Source organism: Clostridium sp. DSM 17811, assembly GCF_018861905.1.
GTDB classification, from domain to species: Bacteria; Bacillota; Clostridia; order Clostridiales; family Clostridiaceae; genus Clostridium_AD; species Clostridium_AD frigoriphilum.
In genome coordinates, this window is sequence record NZ_JAHLDU010000008.1 from 72,885 (window position 1) to 92,153 (window position 19,269).

The 19,269-nt window shown below is 30.7% G+C and carries 20 protein-coding genes and 1 pseudogene; 10 read left to right on the forward strand and 11 right to left on the reverse strand.

Going from position 1 to position 19,269, the window contains the following annotated elements:
- Window positions 1-8: 8 nt before the first annotated feature.
- The 4 genes from KPL44_RS11850 to KPL44_RS11865 form a co-directional block, all read right to left on the reverse strand.
- Window positions 9-983, reverse strand: a complete 975-nt coding sequence (locus KPL44_RS11850; protein ID WP_216250327.1) for an acyl-CoA dehydratase activase — start codon at window positions 981-983, stop codon at window positions 9-11.
- Window positions 964-2,061, reverse strand: a complete 1,098-nt coding sequence (locus KPL44_RS11855) for an acyl-CoA dehydratase activase-related protein (RefSeq protein WP_216250329.1) — start codon at window positions 2,059-2,061, stop codon at window positions 964-966. Before KPL44_RS11855 ends, KPL44_RS11850 begins: the two co-directional genes overlap by 20 nt.
- Window positions 2,015-2,953, reverse strand: a complete 939-nt coding sequence (locus tag KPL44_RS11860) for an acyl-CoA dehydratase activase-related protein (RefSeq protein WP_216250331.1) — start codon at window positions 2,951-2,953, stop codon at window positions 2,015-2,017. Before KPL44_RS11860 ends, KPL44_RS11855 begins: the two co-directional genes overlap by 47 nt.
- Before the next feature lie 195 nt (window positions 2,954-3,148).
- Complete coding sequence (locus KPL44_RS11865; RefSeq protein ID WP_216250334.1) at window positions 3,149-3,952, reverse strand: MBL fold metallo-hydrolase; 804 nt, start codon at window positions 3,950-3,952, stop codon at window positions 3,149-3,151.
- A gap of 385 nt (window positions 3,953-4,337) precedes the next feature.
- On the opposite strand from KPL44_RS11865, the gene KPL44_RS11870 reads away from it, so the two are divergent.
- The 7 genes from KPL44_RS11870 (at window position 4,338) to KPL44_RS11900 (ending at window position 11,587) form a co-directional block, all read left to right on the forward strand.
- Window positions 4,338-5,903, forward strand: a complete 1,566-nt coding sequence (locus KPL44_RS11870; protein WP_216250338.1) for an ABC transporter substrate-binding protein — start codon at window positions 4,338-4,340, stop codon at window positions 5,901-5,903.
- A gap of 79 nt (window positions 5,904-5,982) precedes the next feature.
- A complete protein-coding gene (locus tag KPL44_RS11875) occupies window positions 5,983-6,987 on the forward strand; it encodes an ABC transporter permease (protein ID WP_216106312.1) in 1,005 nt (334 codons plus the stop codon).
- A 14-nt stretch (window positions 6,988-7,001) separates the two neighbouring features.
- Entirely contained in the window at window positions 7,002-7,895 is an 894-nt protein-coding gene (gene nikC / locus KPL44_RS11880) for a nickel transporter permease (RefSeq protein ID WP_216250341.1), read from the forward strand.
- A 13-nt stretch (window positions 7,896-7,908) separates the two neighbouring features.
- On the forward strand, window positions 7,909-8,886 hold the full coding sequence (locus KPL44_RS11885; RefSeq protein WP_216250342.1) for an ABC transporter ATP-binding protein: 978 nt from the start codon (window positions 7,909-7,911) through the stop codon (window positions 8,884-8,886).
- Between the two features lie 2 nt (window positions 8,887-8,888).
- Window positions 8,889-9,851, forward strand: a complete 963-nt coding sequence (locus KPL44_RS11890) for an ABC transporter ATP-binding protein (protein WP_216250345.1) — start codon at window positions 8,889-8,891, stop codon at window positions 9,849-9,851.
- A gap of 75 nt (window positions 9,852-9,926) precedes the next feature.
- Window positions 9,927-10,766 (forward strand): serine aminopeptidase domain-containing protein, encoded by an 840-nt coding sequence (locus tag KPL44_RS11895; protein WP_216250348.1) that lies wholly within the window; start codon window positions 9,927-9,929, stop codon window positions 10,764-10,766.
- A 167-nt stretch (window positions 10,767-10,933) separates the two neighbouring features.
- Complete coding sequence (locus KPL44_RS11900) at window positions 10,934-11,587, forward strand: pentapeptide repeat-containing protein (RefSeq protein WP_216250351.1); 654 nt, start codon at window positions 10,934-10,936, stop codon at window positions 11,585-11,587.
- A 72-nt stretch (window positions 11,588-11,659) separates the two neighbouring features.
- On the opposite strand, the gene KPL44_RS11905 is transcribed toward KPL44_RS11900, so the two are convergent.
- The 3 genes from KPL44_RS11905 to KPL44_RS11915 all read right to left on the reverse strand — a co-directional run bounded on the left by KPL44_RS11905 (window position 11,660) and on the right by KPL44_RS11915 (window position 14,997).
- A complete protein-coding gene (locus KPL44_RS11905; RefSeq protein ID WP_216250354.1) occupies window positions 11,660-12,742 on the reverse strand; it encodes a stage II sporulation protein P in 1,083 nt (360 codons plus the stop codon).
- 111 nt (window positions 12,743-12,853) lie between these two features.
- The gene (locus tag KPL44_RS11910) at window positions 12,854-14,608 is read right to left on the reverse strand and encodes a M56 family metallopeptidase (protein ID WP_216250357.1); all 1,755 of its coding nucleotides are present in this window, start codon (window positions 14,606-14,608) and stop codon (window positions 12,854-12,856) included.
- 5 nt (window positions 14,609-14,613) lie between these two features.
- A complete protein-coding gene (locus KPL44_RS11915) occupies window positions 14,614-14,997 on the reverse strand; it encodes a BlaI/MecI/CopY family transcriptional regulator (RefSeq protein ID WP_216250361.1) in 384 nt (127 codons plus the stop codon).
- Between the two features lie 262 nt (window positions 14,998-15,259).
- Between KPL44_RS11915 and KPL44_RS11920 the strand changes: the two genes are divergently transcribed.
- Window positions 15,260-15,754 (forward strand): DUF2975 domain-containing protein, encoded by a 495-nt coding sequence (locus tag KPL44_RS11920; protein WP_216250363.1) that lies wholly within the window; start codon window positions 15,260-15,262, stop codon window positions 15,752-15,754.
- Window positions 15,755-15,789: 35 nt separating this feature from the next.
- The gene (locus KPL44_RS11925) at window positions 15,790-16,014 is read left to right on the forward strand and encodes a helix-turn-helix domain-containing protein (RefSeq protein ID WP_216250364.1); all 225 of its coding nucleotides are present in this window, start codon (window positions 15,790-15,792) and stop codon (window positions 16,012-16,014) included.
- A gap of 59 nt (window positions 16,015-16,073) precedes the next feature.
- Here KPL44_RS11925 and KPL44_RS11930 read toward each other — a convergent pair whose 3' ends face one another.
- The 4 genes and pseudogenes from KPL44_RS11930 to KPL44_RS11945 form a co-directional block, all read right to left on the reverse strand.
- Window positions 16,074-17,531, reverse strand: a complete 1,458-nt coding sequence (locus KPL44_RS11930) for a DEAD/DEAH box helicase (protein ID WP_216250367.1) — start codon at window positions 17,529-17,531, stop codon at window positions 16,074-16,076.
- 221 nt (window positions 17,532-17,752) lie between these two features.
- Window positions 17,753-17,971: pseudogene (locus tag KPL44_RS11935) on the reverse strand (manganese catalase family protein); the annotation flags it as partial.
- A gap of 78 nt (window positions 17,972-18,049) precedes the next feature.
- Entirely contained in the window at window positions 18,050-18,253 is a 204-nt protein-coding gene (locus KPL44_RS11940) for a spore coat protein CotJB (protein ID WP_253201742.1), read from the reverse strand.
- A gap of 19 nt (window positions 18,254-18,272) precedes the next feature.
- Window positions 18,273-18,467, reverse strand: coding sequence for a spore coat associated protein CotJA (locus tag KPL44_RS11945; protein ID WP_216250650.1), 195 nt, complete (start codon window positions 18,465-18,467; stop codon window positions 18,273-18,275).
- Between the two features lie 99 nt (window positions 18,468-18,566).
- Between KPL44_RS11945 and KPL44_RS11950 the strand changes: the two genes are divergently transcribed.
- Window positions 18,567-19,253 (forward strand): GntR family transcriptional regulator, encoded by a 687-nt coding sequence (locus tag KPL44_RS11950; RefSeq protein ID WP_216106296.1) that lies wholly within the window; start codon window positions 18,567-18,569, stop codon window positions 19,251-19,253.
- Window positions 19,254-19,269 lie beyond the last annotated feature (16 nt).

A 19,269-nucleotide genomic window follows, 5' to 3' on the forward strand; every position in this document is an offset into this window, starting at 1 on the left:
GTAAATGTTTATCTGATATCTCTCCTTTTGAGTTCCATTTTATTGCTCCATTTGCCACACCTATCTCCAAAGCATCCTACGGTCTTTTCACCATCTCTTATTGCAATTACTTCACAATTATTACCACAACCATTGCACTCAATATTTCTGGGTACAAAATCATTAAATGCTATTTCAAACCCTTTAAAATTTGTTTTACCTATCCTCATGGTTTTTTCCTTTGAAAGTATTGCAGCCCCTATAGCGCCCATTACATTATAATGAGCTGGGACATAAACCTCAGTATTTAAGGCTTTCTCAAAAGCTGCTTTAATACCAATATTCGCTGCAACACCACCTTGAAAAAATATTTTTGAATGGATTTGTTTTCCTTTCCCGACGTTGCTTAAATAATTTCTTACCATTGCTTCGCAAAGCCCACCTATTATGTCCTCTTCATTATATCCAAGCTGTTGCTTATGTATCATGTCAGATTCTGCAAAAACAGCACATCTTCCAGCTATTCTAACAGGCGATTTTGACTTTAATGCATAGTCTCCAAAATCTTCAATAGGTATCTCTAGCCTTTCTGCTTGCCTATCAAGAAAAGACCCCGTACCTGCTGCGCATACTGTATTCATTGCAAAATCTGTTACTATACCATTTTTTAATAATATTATCTTTGAATCTTGACCACCTATTTCTAATATGGTATTTACTTCTTTGTCAATTTCAAGGGATGCAACTGCATGAGCAGTAATTTCATTTTTTACAATGTCCGCACCTATTAAAAAAGATGCCATTTGTCTTCCACTCCCGGTGGTTCCAACAGATTTTATTTGCTTAGTATCATATTTATTGCTTAATATTTTTAATCCATCTTGAATTGCTTTTATAGGTTTACCTTTTGTTCTTAAATATAATTTTTCTATAACATTTAATGAATTATCTAATAGTACAATGTTAGTACTTACAGACCCTACATCAACTCCCATATAATACATTGTTTTTTCTCCTCTCTAACATATCTACAAATGCTTCTATCCTAGTAATATATCCGGCTTCTCCAGTCATTTCATCTACTATTAAAGTCATTATTGGAAAATCTTTGTCATTATTAATTTTAGTTAGAATTGATTTTGATACAATTTCAGGCATACATCCCATAGGGAAAATCTGAATTGCCCCATCGAAACTTTCTTTTTCTGAAAGAAGTGCTTCTCCTACACATTCTCTAGCGTGACCACCAATATAATATGGAAGATATTCTTTAGAGGCTTTTCTTATGTCAATTGAGTTAAGTTTAAATGGGCTGAGTAATGCATTTTTAATCCACCAAGTAGGAGTAAGTTTTCTTTTAGTGGATACTCCATAGTCCATAAGTTTATCTTCTATATATAGATTAGCAAAGGGCTCAATTATAGTATAAATCTCACCAATAATTGCAATTTTAATTGGGGCCTTATCTTTATTAATAGGAACATTATCTATTTTATTATTATATTCTTTTAAAATACTCACCATCTGTGGTGGTGAAGGAGCCTTCGCGGCATTTATGGTACATTCTTTTAAAAGGTTTTTAAATTGACCTTTGTTAACTTCAAATCCTGTTAAATAATGTACTTTACTTTCAATTTTATCTATAAGTTCATTTACCGTGTAGGCCACTTTTAATGCCTTGATTTTTTGTAATTTACCTTCTTTACTATTATTTGATATCTTGGATAGTCGATTTAAAAATTCATTTTTGCCAATATCAAAAGGACTATCAATTACAATAAAAGTTAAGTTGTGCCCCATTTTCTTAAGTGCATTTATTTGCAATTCGCAGTACTCACCAAATCTACAAGGACCACAGCTTCCGGGAAGGAGTATGGTATCGGCCCCAAGCTTTATACTCTGCAAATAATTACCCATCATAATTTTATAAGGTAAGCACATTTCTTCAGGAGAAAACGTGGAGCCTAGCTCCAATGCTTCGCTACTACTAAATGGTGCAATTATACATTCTATACCGAGTCCATCAAATAATGCTTTAGCTGCAAGATGTGTGTTGCCGAAATGTGGAAATGTTATCTTCATTGTTATTTTTCCTTTCAATCATATCAATAAAGGCCTCAATTCTTGTATCTAGACCACCTTCACCAGTATGTTCATCAACTTTTAAGACTAAAAGAGGGAAGCCGCAAAGTTTATCTTTAATAAGTTCAATTACAACAGAGTCTATTCCGCAAGCAAAGGATGATATATATATAGCACCATCTATTTCTTTATTTTTAGATATACTAGTTGTAAAGCCATAAGAATTTGATGCAAAAGTCCAAAAGGGACGTTTAAAAAGAGTATTTACCTCTGATTTGATTTGTTCTTCACTAACGTATTCCTCTGTTATGATCCCGACTCCTAATTTGTTTAATTTCTTTACTATATCCATATTAATAAAGGTATCGTAGAGATTGTATGGATGCCCAACTAGAGCGATAGTTATTTTATAGCCTTCATCTTTGATACCAAATTTAGTCTTTCTTTGTTCCTCTAGAGCATTGTTAAATGCAACCTTTGTTTTACGTTTGTCTTTTATAATCATGTTAGCTAAATTTTTGCACCAAGTATATAATTCCTTTTCGCTTGTTGCATAGATAGGTTCTGTCATTACTTTTGGCATATTAGGTATGCTACATAAAATCATTTCTGGAAGTCCGCAAAACTTTGGGCATATAAATTCGCGCTCGCGCACCATCATAAATCTTGGTATTATTAATAAATCACATTTATCTTTTATATCTAAGATATGTCCATGAAATATCTTTATAGGCAGACAAGCCTCGTCCACGCAATATTTAATTCCTTCATTTAAAATATTTTTATTCGTATCGGTAGATGTAATTATTTCTACACCTAGTTCGTTTAAAAATGTGTTTATAAATGGGTAGTATTTATAATATAATAACCCTTTAGGAATACCAACTTTCATAATTTACTCCTTCCATGTGCATATATCACTCTTTTTTATTCTGAACTATTTATGGAAAAAGTATTCTTATTTAGAATATAATTTTATAGAATAACATGTTATATATTTGTTCTTGCATAAAAAAGTCTGCGTCCATAATATCTTTAGGATATTATGGGCACAGACTTATGGTAAACATTTTGTTTACTAAATAATTTACAATTCAATAATATCTAAATCATCAGGAACAATAATATTTCCTGCGAAGAATTTATTGCCTTCATCAGTATATAGTTTTCTTCTATTTAATATATTTTTATCCTCAGTATGAAATAGAATTATATTTTTCACATTTAGATTAGATGCATTTTCACAAGCATCTTTTACAGTAGCATGATGTTTTTCATAAGGTTTAAAGATATCCTTTTGTGAATATAAACAAAAGGCTTCATGAAAAAGATAATCTACATTATTAGCATATTCAAATAACTCTTCATTGTAAGGTTCATCACCGAAGAAAGCCAAACTTTTTCCGTTTTTGAGTGTTGTATTAAAGCCAAACTGAAGTTCTTTAGTACTTCTGATATCGAAAAAATTTATATTTAAGTCTAGTATAGAAACAGTGCACTTATCATAAATCTCATTAAATAGTATTCTGGTTCCAATGTATTTTGTGAATTTTTTATCTAAAAGTAAGTCGCTTATTGTGTTTATTATATCAATATTATTTTTGTGGCAATAAATTGTTAGATTGCCGTCATATTTTTCATTCATAATTTGCTGAGCTACAGCCCTAATGATCCAAACAATGCCAGAAATATGATCGTTATGTCTATGAGATATAAAAACATTGTGGATATTGCCTATATCTATGTTTAATTTTTCTAGGTTTGAGAGTATGGTATTTCCACCACCTGTATCTACTAAAAAATGCTCTTTACCGCTAGAAATGGTAAAACAAGTGTTATAACATTTTGTAACCATAGCACTCCCCGTACCTAAAATATTAACTGATTCCATATATTTACCTCCGATATTAGTTTAATTATAATAACAATTTTTTGTTCTGATTTATATCTTAACCCATACTTATTATTGCAGTAAAAACCATATTTATCAATAGCTTATATAACGTAGTTTCAAAATTATACGTTTAAATATAAAACAGTACTCAATTAATAATTCATAAAAATGGAATTTATGACATATACATAGTTGCAAGGGTGCAATAAATAATTAATTGAATTTAAAAATAATAAAACTTGCAATTATAAATATATGATGGTAAAATAGGCTAAATAAATGCATGATTCCAAAACGAATTTTTCAGTTTTAAATATGAATTATTTAGAGAGTTAGAGTAATTAAATTAAGAAGGTTACACATTTTAGGGGGGCAAATTAATATGAAAAGGAAATATCTTGCTATGATGCTTACAGGGGTACTTGTATTAAGTACCGCGCTTACAGGTTGTGGAAGTTCAAAGGCCACCGCAACCAAAACGGGAACGCCAAAAACAATAATTTATTCTCAGGGAGCAGATCCTAGAGGATTAGATCCAGCTTATGTAGATGATGGTGAATCTGCTAAGGTTATTGTTAATGTTTATGAAGGTCTTCTTAAATACAAGGATGGATCTACTGATATTGAACCTAGTCTTGCTACCGATTGGAAAATTAGTACTGATGGAAAAGAATATACTTTTAATTTAAGAAAGAATGTCAAGTTCCAAGATGGAACACCTTTTAATGCAGATTCGGTTATATATAACGTTGAAAGACAATTACCTCCAAAGGCTACAAATGATATGCCTTATGCATCTTTCACATTTGGACCAGTAGCAAAACTTGAAAAAACTGGTGATTATTCAGTTAAGTTTACGCTTAAAAATAAATACACTCCGTTTTTAGCGAATCTTGCTATGTGTCTTGCAGCTCCGATTGTAAGTCCAACAGCAGCTAAAAAGTTTGGAGCTAAATTTGTTGAAAACCCAGTTGGTACAGGGCCTTATACTTTTGTATCTTGGGATAAAAATCAGTCAATAAAACTTAAGAAAAATGATACGTATTGGGGAGTTAAACCAAAAGCTGATAACATAGTGTTTAAGTTTACAAAAGAAAATTCAGTACGTGCCAGTGATTTAATGACTGCTGGAACAGACATAATCGATGGAGTTGACCCTAATGATATTGCAAAATTAAAATCTAGTAATATGAAAATATATCAAAGTGATGGAATGAACATCAACTATATGGGATTTAATACATCAAGAGCACCATTTAATGATGTTAAGTTAAGGGAAGCTATTTCTCATGCAATTAATCGCGATGAATTAGTTAAATATTTGTATCAAGGATATTCAACTGTAGCAAACAGTCCACTTCCATCCTTTATGCCTGGTTATGATAAGACAGTTGAGCCATATAAATATGATGTAGCAAAAGCAAAACAAATGCTTAAAGATGCTGGTAAATCGAATTTAAAGGTTAAAATTATTACTTATTCTAATCCTAGACCATATAATACAGTTGGTGGTCAAAAACTTGCAGAATCAGTTCAAAATTACTTGGCAAAGATTGGAGTTACAGCAACAATCGATTCATACAATTGGACTGATTACAAAGCAAAACTTGCTAATGGAGAAGGAGATATATTCTTCTATGGTTGGACTGGTGACAATGGTGATGCGGATAACTTCCTTACATTACTTGATTCACATGAAATTAAATCTACTTTGAATTCAGCTAAATATTCCAATCCTGTTGTGGATGCCTTACTTGTAAAAGGCAGAGCATTACCAAATGGAGAGGAAAGAAATAAAGTTTATAAAGAAATTCAACAAGTAGTAGCAAAAGATGCTCCATGGCTTCCAATATCACATTCACAAGCCCTTGCAGCATATTCACCTAAGGTTACTGGTTTTGCTATACATCCAACAGGAACAGTATTCTTTAGTGGTGTAGATAAATAATTCTATTTAAGAAAGATTTTTAAGTGGAATACCGCAAGTTGCGGTGTTTCACTTTTTAAGATTAAAAGAGGAGGCAACCATGGCTAAATATATTATTAAAAGACTGCTTTTGCTATTACCCGTTATTGTTGGAGTATCAATGCTTGTTTTCTTGGTTATGCACATGTTTACTACTGATCCAGCTGCCACAATTCTTGGTCAGCACGCAAGTCAAAGTCAGATTATAGCTCTAAGAGAACAACTTGGACTTAATAAGCCTATTTATCTTCAGTATTGGGATTTTTTAATAGGAATATTTCATGGGGATTTGGGAAATTCACTTATGTCAAAAACTCCGGTATGGGATGAAATAATGGCACGTTTCCCAGCTACAATTGAACTTGCATTAGCAGCTATTATATTTTCTTCTATTTTTGGAGTTATTATGGGGGTTATTTCTGCTATTAAACAAAACTCAATTGCTGATTATATTTGCATGATAGTATCACTACTTGGAGTATCAATGCCTATATTTTGGTTAGGCTTAATTTTTATATTAGTTTTTTCAGTTCAACTTCATTGGTTGCCGGTATCCGGGAGGATAGATATAGGACTTGAACCAATTAGAATTACAGGCCTATACTTAATTGATTCTTTGGCTACTGGAAATATGGCCGCATTCTCTAGTGCTTTAAAACATCTAATTATGCCAGCAGTAGCACTTGGGTCTGCATCCACTGCGATTATTGCAAGAATGACTCGTTCTACTATGCTTGAGGTTGTAAGACAAGATTATATTAGAACCGCTAGAGCGAAGGGGCTTTTAGAAAGACCAGTTATATTTGGACATGCACTGAAAAATGCATTGATTCCAATTATAACAGTAATAGGACTTCAACTAGGATCGTTATTAGGTGGAGCAGTACTAACAGAGACTGTATTCTCATGGCCAGGGGTTGGTAAATACGTAGTAGATGCAATTTTAGTTACAGATTATCCGGTTGTGCAAGGTACGGTTATGATGATGGCAGTAATTTTTGTTCTTGTTAATTTAATTGTAGATATAATTTATGCATTTATAGATCCAAGGATTAAATATTCTTAGAGGAGCGATATAAAATGATAACCCAAAATTTAAATGAAGAAGTACAATTGCAAAACACTCCTAAAGAAGAATCTAAACTTGGGAATGCATGGTATATGCTTAAGAAAAATAAAGCAGCTCTAGTCGGGCTCGTAATTATAATAATATTAGTACTTGTTGCCATTTTGGGACCATTAATTATGCCTTATAATCCGAATATAGGTGAATTATCTCAAAGCCTTCAAAAACCATCATTAGCTCATTGGTTTGGAACAGATGAGCAGGGTCGTGATATTTTAAGCAGGATAATAGATGGTACTAAAATTTCTTTAAGAGTTGGTATTACAGCAGTTGCAGTAGCTTTATCTATAGGAATTGTTGTAGGATCCATAGCTGGATATTATGGTGGCAAGGTAGATATGCTAATTATGAGATTTATGGATATTATACTTGCCTTCCCTTCTTTATTACTAGCAATTGCTTTTATGAGTGTTCTAGGTAAGGGGATAGATAATGCTATAATTGCAATAAGTATTGTTACAATTCCTGAATATGCGAGAATTGTTAGGGGTTCAATATTATCAATTAAAGATAGTGAATATGTTCAGGCTGCAAGAGTTATTGGAAATAGTGATTTTGCTATAATATTTAAACACATATTACCTAATGTAATTTCACCTATAATTGTGCGTGCGACTCTTGGAGTATCTAACGCTATTTTAGATACGGCGGCTCTTGGATTTTTGGGCCTTGGAGTACAACCGCCACAAGCAGAATGGGGGAGCATGCTCGGAGCAGGGAGAGGATATTTTTATAATGCTTCTCATATAATTCTATTTCCAGGTATTGCTATAACAATAACTGTACTTGCTTTCAATCTATTTGGTGATGGACTCCGAGATGCCTTGGATCCAAAACTTCATCAATAAGGGGGATAACATAATGTTACTAGAAGTTAAAAACTTAAAAACTCAATTTAGAGTTAAAGGTGGACTCGTAAATGCAGTAGATGGTGTAGATTTTGATGTGGACAAAGGTGAAATACTGGCCATTGTTGGTGAATCTGGTAGTGGTAAAAGTGTAACTTCATTATCAATATTGAGTCTTATACCAAATCCACCTGGGGAAATTATAGGTGGAGAGATTTTATTTAAAGGCGAAGATTTATTAAAGAAAAGTAATAAAGAAATGCGAAATATAAGAGGTAATGAAATAGCGATGATATTTCAAGAACCTATGACTTCTTTAAATCCTGTATTTACTGTAGGAAAGCAAATAGCGGAAACTATAACTAGGCATAAAAAATTAAAAAAGAAAGATGCAATGGCTGAGGCAGTTAAGATGCTAGAGCTTGTAGGGATTCCAACTCCAGAGAAGAGAATAAACGATTATCCTCATCAATTAAGTGGTGGAATGAGGCAAAGAGTAATGATTGCTATAGCCCTTTCTTGTAACCCAGAATTACTTATTGCAGATGAACCTACAACTGCTCTTGATGTTACTATACAAGCCCAGATTTTAGAATTAATAGTAAAATTAAAAGATAAATTCGGCACTGCAATTCTTTTAATTACCCATGATCTTGGAGTAGTTGCAGAAACAGCAGATAAGGTTGTAGTAATGTATTGTGGTAAGATCGTTGAAAGAGCAACTTCACTTCAGTTATTTGAGAAACCGTTACATCCATATACGCAAGGTCTACTTCTTTCCATACCAAAGGTGGATGAAAAGGTTGACCAGTTATTTATGATTCCTGGGATGGTACCTAACCCGCTACATATGCCCAAAGGATGTTCTTTTAGTGATAGGTGTAGTAAATGTATGGATATTTGCAAGGTTAAGCAACCAGAGCTTGTGGAATATGAAGGTAGAAAAGTTCGTTGTTTTCTATACAGTGATAAACGGGAAGGACAGGTGTAAATATGGAACCATTATTAGAAGTTAAAGATTTAAAAAAATATTTCCCTGTAAAATCTGGTGTATTTGGTGGAACAACAGATTTTGTTAAGGCTGTTGACGGTGTGTCATTTAATATTTTTAAGGGTGAAACCTTAGGTCTGGTTGGTGAATCCGGTTGCGGAAAATCAACTACTGGTAGAATGCTTGTTAATCTTATGACTCCAACATCGGGTCAAGTTATTTTTGAAGGAAGCGATATAGCTAAGTTATTAAAAAAAGAGCAAAAGAGTATGAGAAAAAACATACAAATTATATTTCAAGATCCTTACTCTTCTCTAAATCCAAGGATGAACATTGGTGATATAATAGCTGAGCCTATGAGGGTAAATAAAACAGAAAGAAAAGAGGATATAGAAAAGAGAGTTTTATCACTTTTGAATTGCGTAGGCCTGGCTAGTTTTCATAGAAATAGATATCCACACGAATTCAGTGGTGGCCAAAGGCAAAGAGTTGGTATAGCAAGGGCACTTTCTCTAAATCCTAAGCTTATTGTTTGCGATGAACCAGTATCAGCATTAGATGTTTCTATACAAGCACAGGTACTTAATTTGCTTCATGATCTGCAAAAAGAATTTGATCTAACATATTTATTTATTGCACATGGGTTAAATGTAGTTAAACATGTAAGTACAAGAGTTGGTGTAATGTATTTAGGGAAAATGGTTGAAATTGCAGATGGAGATATACTCTATAATGAACCTAAACATCCATATTCACAGGCACTATTATCAGCCATTCCAATTCCAGATCCAACTAAGAAAAAAAGTAGAATAATATTAACGGGTGATGTGCCAAGTCCAATTAATCCACCATCTGGGTGTAGTTTTCATACTAGATGTTTTAAGTGTACGGAAAAATGCACAAAAGAGGAACCTAAGTTTGAAGATATAGGTGGAGGGCACCGAGTAGCATGTTGGAATCTATAAATTATAAAAATAGATTTATATAAAGAAATAGTGGGTAACATAATAAAGATAGAATAGAAAAAGAGGTGGATTTAAGTGGGTGTTTTGCTTAAGAAGATTAACTTGATTATTAATAATAAAGAAATTATTTGTTTGAAAAAAGTGGAGTCTAAACCACGATATAATACAGTTATAATTCTTACTGGGGCAGGCACCTATGCATTAAATTACGCTATATTTGCAAAGCAGTTTAAGGAAACCGAAGTTATTATAATTAATACACCGGGACATGGGTTTGGAAAGTCATTAACTAAGGGAGAACCTTTAACTGATGGAAATGATTTGATTGATTTTCAAGTGAATGTTATAAAACATTTAATCAAAGAAAATTACTGCAGCGCGAAAATTACATTGCTTGGTTATTCAATTGGTGGAATGACACTTCTAAATATCGTTAACAGAAAGCTATTAGAAAAGAATATAGAACTTTGCATTTTATTTGCTAGCGCTAGATTTACGAGGTATGATAAGGCGGTTATTAAAGGATTATACAATAAAGAAACTAAAATATTTAATGTAAAATCACTAATGGAGAAAAATTGTATAAGTAAGACTCCTTGGTATATTAAATATCTAAATCCTAATTTAATATGTACTTTGTCAGCTACTTGCCATGCAGATTTTCTGGAGTGTGATAGCATGAACGAAATTTCTAAAAATGAATTAATGATAGATAATAACATGTCTGTTATTGCATTTTTAGCGAAAGATGATTACTTTTTTAGTGAAGAAGAGTTACTAAAAACAATAAAAAGGTTTAAATACAGTACTTTTATATCACTAAAGGAATATGGACATTTATTCATATTAGAAAGGCCTATTAAGGCGGGAAAGCTTGTATTTAAGGCTATAAAAGAAGCTACTTTAAAAGAGTAGTTATTTTATAGCCTTAATTTGTTTAGTGTAGTTTTAGGATTGTGCTTACTTGGATTAAACTAAAAGAGTATACTATAATTATAATTATAATTATAAAAAAATAAGTAGTTATTTAGAGATGCATATCCGTAAATTATTTGTTTTAAGATTAAATGGAGGGAATACATATGGAAGAGAAAAAATTAAAAACAAAGGTTATAAGACCTAAATTTGATACAGATTTAGATATTATAGATTTATCTAAGGAAAATATTGAGGATGAGAGTATATTTTCTTTTGGAACAGTTAGTGATTGCTCTTTAGAAAATCATGAAGCTGATAGAGTAAATTTTAAACAAGTAATATTTACAAAAGTTATCTTTAATAAAATAACTTTTAGACGTATAGAGATGACAGATGTAAGATTTGAAAATTGTGATTTATCAAATGTTGATTTTAACGAGGCGTCATTACATAGGGTTGAATTTGTGAATTGTAAAATTATTGGCATTAATTTAAGTGAGACAACTTTTAGAGATGTAATTTTTGATAATTGTAATGGTGAATTTGCTTTCTTTAATTATTCTGATTGTAAGCAAGTTGCGTTTCTTGAGTGTCAATTACGTTCTTCAGATTTTCAAAATTCAAAGCTTTTAAAAGTTGAATTTAGGGAGTCCAATATGCTTGGGGCTCAAATGAACTACACAAGTCTTAAAGGAATAGACTTTACTAGTTGTAACATTGAAGGTATGGGAGTAAATATTGCTGATGTTAAAGGTGCAAGGGTTACAACAACGCAAGCGATCTCATTATCAAGCATACTTGGTCTTATTATTAAATAATTTATATGGTTTCTAAGAAAAAATGATGAATGTAACTTTATAAAGTTACATTCAAAATGGTTGGTAATAGGATTATTTTTTACCATTTAATTGCTCTGCAAATATCCTTGATAAATACATACCAGTGTTTTTTACCTGTGATATAGTATTATTATTATTTCCTACCTCAACAAGCAATGCATTATTACTCCTACCTTGATTATAGAAATTTATTCCCCAATCGGCATAATAGATTTCTCTTGGATCTAAAAGATTCGGAAATAATTTATTTGATATTCCAACCATTGAGTCTACTAGTTTTTTCTGCTTAGCATATCTAGGGTTTTGACGTGTAACAACAAATAGAAATTCAGCAACATCTTCTCCATTTATTTTAGTTTTTAGTACGTTATTACTAGAAGTTGGAATGCCATCTCTATGTAAATCTATAATTAAATCAAAATCTCCATATTTTTTTAAATACTTATCCAAATTAACTCCAGAATTTTTATATGCTGAATTATAATCAGGTACATTATTTACAGTTTTATCATGTATAACAGAAATTCCATATTTATTTTCTAGTTGCTCTGTTATTACATCGCCTACAGCACATACATTTAGTGTTTCATCCGCATTAAAAGCAGTTTTAGTAGTATCTTTTTCAGAAGTACGATAAGCTTCTGTTGTATGAGAATGATATATTAGTACTCGTGGCTTTGATTTATTTAGGGTTTGTTTCAAATCGTTATTAATGAGGTTTGCTACAACATCTGGGTCTTTAGATTTACTTACCTGGTTTTCAACTAATTTGAAGGGAACAATTGAGTTTATATCATCCCCTTCATTGTTTACATTAGTACTAACTTCATTTTTGTCCAAATAAGCAATTTCTTTTGTTATTATTGATATAGGATTGGAAATATCTATTCCTAAAAATGATAGGATTGAATATTTAATTTCACTGTTGGTATCCTGTTCTCCATTGCTAGGAGAATTAAATAAAGCTACTGTGTTAGTAATTGCCTTAATAAAAAAGTAATTTTGAGATTTACCTTCATTAGTTGCATTAGCACTCTTAGGCAAAAGTAAACCTAATAAAAAAATAAAAAGGAATGTTAAAACACTTAAAAGTATTTTGCTCTTACTATTTTTTTTAATAGCATTACGATTCATATTTATCCCCCCCACATTTGCATTTAATAATCTGTTTATTAGGTTTTATTCTTTTGCTACAATATAGTATTTATTAATGTATTTATATTCTAATATATCCAAACGGATATACTAGTTGGGTAAAACCTTTTGAGTATTCTTTAATGCGAAAACAAGTGCTTTTACACAAGCATTAATATCACCGTCACTGGACGTAGTATTTCCAAGCTCAATAAGTGCTGAACTGTTAGATAAATCTTCATTGAAATATGATATTCCATCTTCATAAAAGTATATTCCTGTTTTAACGTCATTTGAATCTTTAATATTTTCTAATAAGCCATCAACGAATTTTTTATTTGCTTCATAACGAGGATTATTTTTAGTGAGTACAAATTGGAGTTGATTTGTGGTGTTTACTGCTGAATCTCGATGAATATCTAATAAGATAGCATTTGAATAATTACTTACATTTTTTGTTATTATACTACGTGCAACTTGATATGAGTTATTATAATTCACAGGCTGATCAATTTTTATAAAATGACTATTAAAGCCTTCTTTAAGAAGTTTAGCATTTATTAAAGCACCTACATCAGTTATTTTCATTCCAGAGGGGTAGGTTTCATTAGGGTGACTATTGTATATTATTATATCAGCTAAAAATGGTACTATAGAATTCGTGTTATCACTTGATGACTTTTTTTTAGCAGAGGATACCGCTGAACTTAATGTTGTATCAACTATTTTTTTAGAAGCAGTTATTGGTACGTTTGCTTGTAATGTTGTTGCTTTAGCAACATTTTTATCTGAAATTACGTTTGAAGTATTTAATGCGATTCCTAGGCTGCCGATAATAACAAAAGCGATAGCACCCAATAATATACCTTTAATATTTATTTTTTTATATTTTGAAATCATAATAATCCTCCTCTTCATTTCCAAACTATTTAAAATCATTGAAGTAGTTCCAATAAGTCTATTATTTTTGCCACCTAGCTCCAATACCTTTATTATTGTATTTCCGTATTGTATATTTTCACCAATGCCTAAATAAGAAATAACTTTACCATCACAGGATATTTCACAATCTTGTCTCATTTTATGAAAAGCATATAGTAAGATGGGATTAAACCAGTAGATTACGGACAATAAAGTAATAGCCCAATTTATCAATATATCCTTATTTTTGAAATGGGTTAATTCATGCATTATAATATATTTGAATTCTTTATCACAAACATTGTCGGCTATTCTAGCTGGAATTATTATTTTGGGATTAATCAATCCACATAAAGAAGGACTACTTACTTTCTCAGAGTATAACAATTTTATATCAGTGCTTATATTCATAGCTTTAGTGCATTTATTTAGAATTATTTCTTGCGAATTATTTATGTTTTTTATAGAAGTTCTAATAATGTTATTTAGCTTTTTATATCCCATAATTAATATACAAAGTGATAATAAAGAACCAAACATCCATATAAAACAAAATAAAATTTCAATATTAACTTTGTATTTTAAAGGTGGATTTATAGTTTTACTTGTTAGATTTTCATTTGAAGAAGGATTGGTACTTGTTAGTTTTGAATGACTTAAAGTAACATTTGTAATTTCTCTTGAAGAATTTGTTTGTATTAGTTGTGTGCTTTTATGTGTAGTACTCTGTACATGAAATTTGGTATATAAATTAGAAACATTTAAAGAGTTTTGTGGGCCAAAAGGGATTATTAATTTTATAATTAGTATTAACCATATATAATAATGAAAAGTAAAATTCAATTTATTCTTAAGTATTCCTTTAATAATTAATATCATTAGTACAATTAAGCTACCAATTAGAGAGGAAAGTATAATGACTTCAAAAACATTTAAAAAAATCATATATATCAACCTTTCGTTTTACTTGATTCATTTAGTATGTCTTTTAATTCTTTTATATCTAATTCAGATAACTCTTCTGATTGGGCGAAGGTCAAAAGCATGGATTTAATAGAACCATTAAATACTTTATTAACAAATGAAAAACTTTCCAGCTTTATACACTCATCTTCTGAGACCAAAGGATAATATAAATATTCATAACCTAATTTATTAAATCCAATTATATTTTTATTTAATAATCTATTAATCAAACTTTTAACTGTAGCTGGTTTCCACTCAGATTTATCCTTTAATTCTTTTATAATATTGATTGATGAAATTTCAGAATTATTCCATATTATTTTCATTATCTCCCATTCAGCATTTGATATTTTGGACATTTTATACATTGATATATCACCCCATTTAAATTACAACTGTAATTATAAGATTTAGTTTACAATTGTAATTTGTGTTATTTTATAATATATTCTTTGAAATATTAATTATTACTTTTATTTAAATAAAGCTGAATGGTAAATTAATGCTTTATGGAGTGAATTTATGTTTTGCAGTATGGATTCATTGATAAACAGTGAATCTATATTGTAAAAAGAAAATTAATGTGATAATATTATTTTAAAGTTTATATAAGTTATGGAGGAAATTTTTATGAAGTATTATGGGAAAACTTCTTTATCATCTTTATTAAAATTAATGTTAGATCTTTTAATCATCACAGGTTTTATTGTATATTTATTTATACTGAGAAAGGCCTTGATAATTGAGCAAACAAATTTATTTAATCCTAAAAATATTGTTACATGTACTCTATTTGTTCTAGGTGGTTTTGCATTGCTTTGTATAATGTATTATCTTAGATGTATTATAAATTCATTGGTTAAAATGACGCCTTTCGTATGGAAAAATGTTAAAAGTTTAAGAAATGTTGCTATATCGTGTTTTACAGTTTCAGGTTGTTATGTGGTCAATTTTTTTATTAACAATCAATTTTTAAATTTTAAGTTAATAGAAATAGATGCTAGTGGAATACACACAGATATTGAGTTTATAATTTTTTTCTTTGCAGGTTGTTTTACATTAATTCTTTCTAAGGTTTTTAAGCAGGCGATTGAAGTTAAAGAAGAAAATGACTTAACTATATAGATAATTACATATATCAATAAATTGAGGTGAAATACATGGCAATAATAGTGAATCTAGATGTAATGATGGCAAAAAGGAAGATTAATTTATCGGATCTTGCAATTAGAGTAGGAATTACAAATTCAAATTTATCTATATTAAAAACCAATAAGGCAAAGGCAATAAGATTCTCAACCCTTGAGGCTATATGTAGTGAGCTTAAATGTCAGCCAGGGGATATTTTAGAATTCAAAGGCGATGAGCTCATCCTAAATAAATAAAGTACCCAGTAGAGTTTTACACTTCTTTTAAAAGTGTCTATTCTATAGGTACTAAGATATTAATATCTGTCTGCTAATATTTCCTTACTTACTGTGCGTAGTCTTCCTTTTATTGGTGTATCTTGTAGAGCTTTAAACACTAATTCACCTTTATTATTTAATATTTCTACAAAAGTAGATATATCGATTATATTGATGATTCCTATATCATCTTTAGTTATTCCTTCGATACTGCAAAGGGTACCTACGATATCCATTGCTCTCATCTTAGTCTTTTTACCTGCATTAATATGTAATTTCATAATTTCTTTGCTGAGTTCTGCTCCTTTTGATTCTTTAAGAACAGGTCTTGTATCCATTTTATTAATAAATTCCTCTTTGGCATTATTTACGATTTCAGATTCAGGTCTTTCCTTCAAAGGAATTTCTTTACCAATATACTGCTCTATATCATACAAAAATCTATTATCACGATTTGTTACGAAAGTAATAGCACGGCCCATCTTACCTATACGACCAGTTCTTCCTATTCTATGGACATAACTTTCCTTGTCCTCTGGGATATCATAATTAATTACAAGTGTAATGTTATCTATATCTATACCACGAGCTGCAACATCTGTAGCTACAAGGTATCTAAAATAACCCTTCTTAAAATCATTCATCACTCTTAATCTATCACTTTGTTCCATTCCCCCATGTATTTTTTTGCAAGTATACTCGAGGTCTATTAGGTCGTTATAAACTGAATCTACCTTAACTTTTGTATTGCAAAATATTATGCAACTATCTGGGTTTTCAACAATGGTTAAATCACTTAAAAGATCTATTTTATCAAATTCATGTACGTTATATTGTTCTTGAAGTATATTATCGGATGCTTTATTTTCATCCTCTATTTCAATATATATAGGATCTTTCATATATCTGTTACATAAACTATGTATGTCTTTTGGCATTGTAGCTGACAATAACATGGTTACACGGTCTTTTGATAAGCCACTTAATATTGATTCTATTTGATCTACGAATCCCATATTAAGCATTTCGTCTGCTTCATCTATTACAAGATATTTTATATTCGATGTGTCAAATGTACCTTTTTCTATATGATCCATAATGCGACCAGGGGTTCCAACCACTACATGTGTTTTTTGTTTAAGTTCTTTTTTTTGATCGGTGAAAGGCGACTTTCCATAAACTGCACATACTTTAAGTCTTTTAAACCTACCTATATTAAAAATATCTTCTTTGACTTGGATAGCGAGTTCTCTTGTTGGTGTAATTACTAATGCCTGAGGTTTATTTTCCTCCCAATCAACTAACTGACAAAGGGGAATGCCATACGCTGCTGTTTTTCCACTTCCGGTTTTGGATTTTACTACTACATCCTTTTGTGCTAGCACAGCAGGTATAACCTGTTTTTGAACGTTTGTAAAATCCTTGAAATTTAACAAGCTAATTGCTTTTAATAACTCACTACTTAAATTATAATCGTTAATGTTTTCTTTTATCATTCAATCATCTCCCAATATATATACTAACCTTTTTATTATATCACACACATGAAATTAACATAAATAAACCTAACTCTAGAGTCATCTAAATTAATAAAAGAGAAAACACAGATTTTATTTATCTACATTTTCTCTTTTGTTAATATGTGGTATTTGTGCTATTATTTCATTGTAAATAGCCGAGGTTCTTGTAAGTAATCTTGAACGATTCTAAGAGATTCACCAAGCATTTCTAAATGAGCCAATTCCTCAGTTCCAATATCATTACATGTTGATATTGCTTGAGGAGTAATCATGGGAAATCGCTGACTTAGATATCTTAATGAGGCACCTAATTCACCATCTGGTCCTCTATATTGAGTTATAATTATTTTTGCCATTGCAGGATTTGGATTTTTAATTTTAACTGGGTATTGTAAGAACTTATCGTATGTCCACATAAATTATTTATCCTCCTTTCTAAGACTAAAATTTGATTCAGTCTCCCAAGGCCATGGATTACTTGACCACCGCCATGGTTAAGGGCTGAGGGTATCGTGTTCAGATAACATTCCATAATTCATCTCATAGTGATCTTTTAATCCTTTTGTCTCCACCACATAGAAATTATATTTTGCAAGAGCCTCTTGATCCATTGGATGAGTATTAAGGTACAAAGCTAGGTCTTCTTTTATAAATTCGCCGGCAACTATTTGTTTTAAAAGCTCCATTTTACTCTCCATAAGTTCTCTCCTTGTTACTTTATTTTAAATTAGAAGATATTTTGTCTTCTCCATCGTATGGACTATAAAGCTCTGGAAAAGCAGTTCCTCTTTTAAGCGCTTCTAATGGCGAGAAAATTGTGCAAAGTTTCTGGTAAGGAACGTAAGCTGCAGCTAATCTAACATGTTTTATTATAGTTTCTTGTGGTACACAATTATTTGATGGTGAATACAGTGCTAAGGTGCATTAGGATTGATGTTGACAATATAAAAATATAGTGCTAACATACTAGCTATACAAACTAAAGTAATTTAAAATAAAGGAAAATTTATTATGAAAATTGAACTATTAGAGAAAAACTCTTATGAGACTATAAAAAATTATACTTATCGAGTGCTAAGAAGTAATATTATTGATCTTAATCTTAAACCAGGAGAAAGTATTTCTGAAAATGAAATTGCAAATAATCTTAATGTAAGTAGAACGCCAGTTAGGGAAGCTTTTTCATTATTAGTTTCTGAGCAATTGTTAGAAATCTATCCTCAGAAGGGTACTCAAGTTTCTTATATTGATTTAAAACGTGTTGAAGATGCTCGATTTATGAGGTTAAAACTTGAACAAGCAGTTATTGAATTGGCCTGCGAGGATTTTCAAGAGAGTTATTTGTTTGATTTAGAATCTAATATTAATCAACAGCAATTTTGTGTACTTAAAAATAACTATACCGCTGCATTTAATTTAGACAATTCATTTCATGAACTTATTTTTAAGGGATGTAAAAAGGAGCGGATTTTCAATGCCATTCATTTTATGAATGGCGATTTTGATCGTATAAGGGCACTTAATTTAATATCTAGTATGAACATGGATCTTGTTGTTGCACAACATAAAGGCATTATTGATGCAATAAAGGCTAAAGATAGTGAGCTAGGTATAAAAATAGTTGGTGAGCACTTATCAAAAGTAAATGACGACAAAATGATATTGCTAAGAGAATATCCTGAGTACTTTAAAGAGTAATAGATAAAAAACAGCC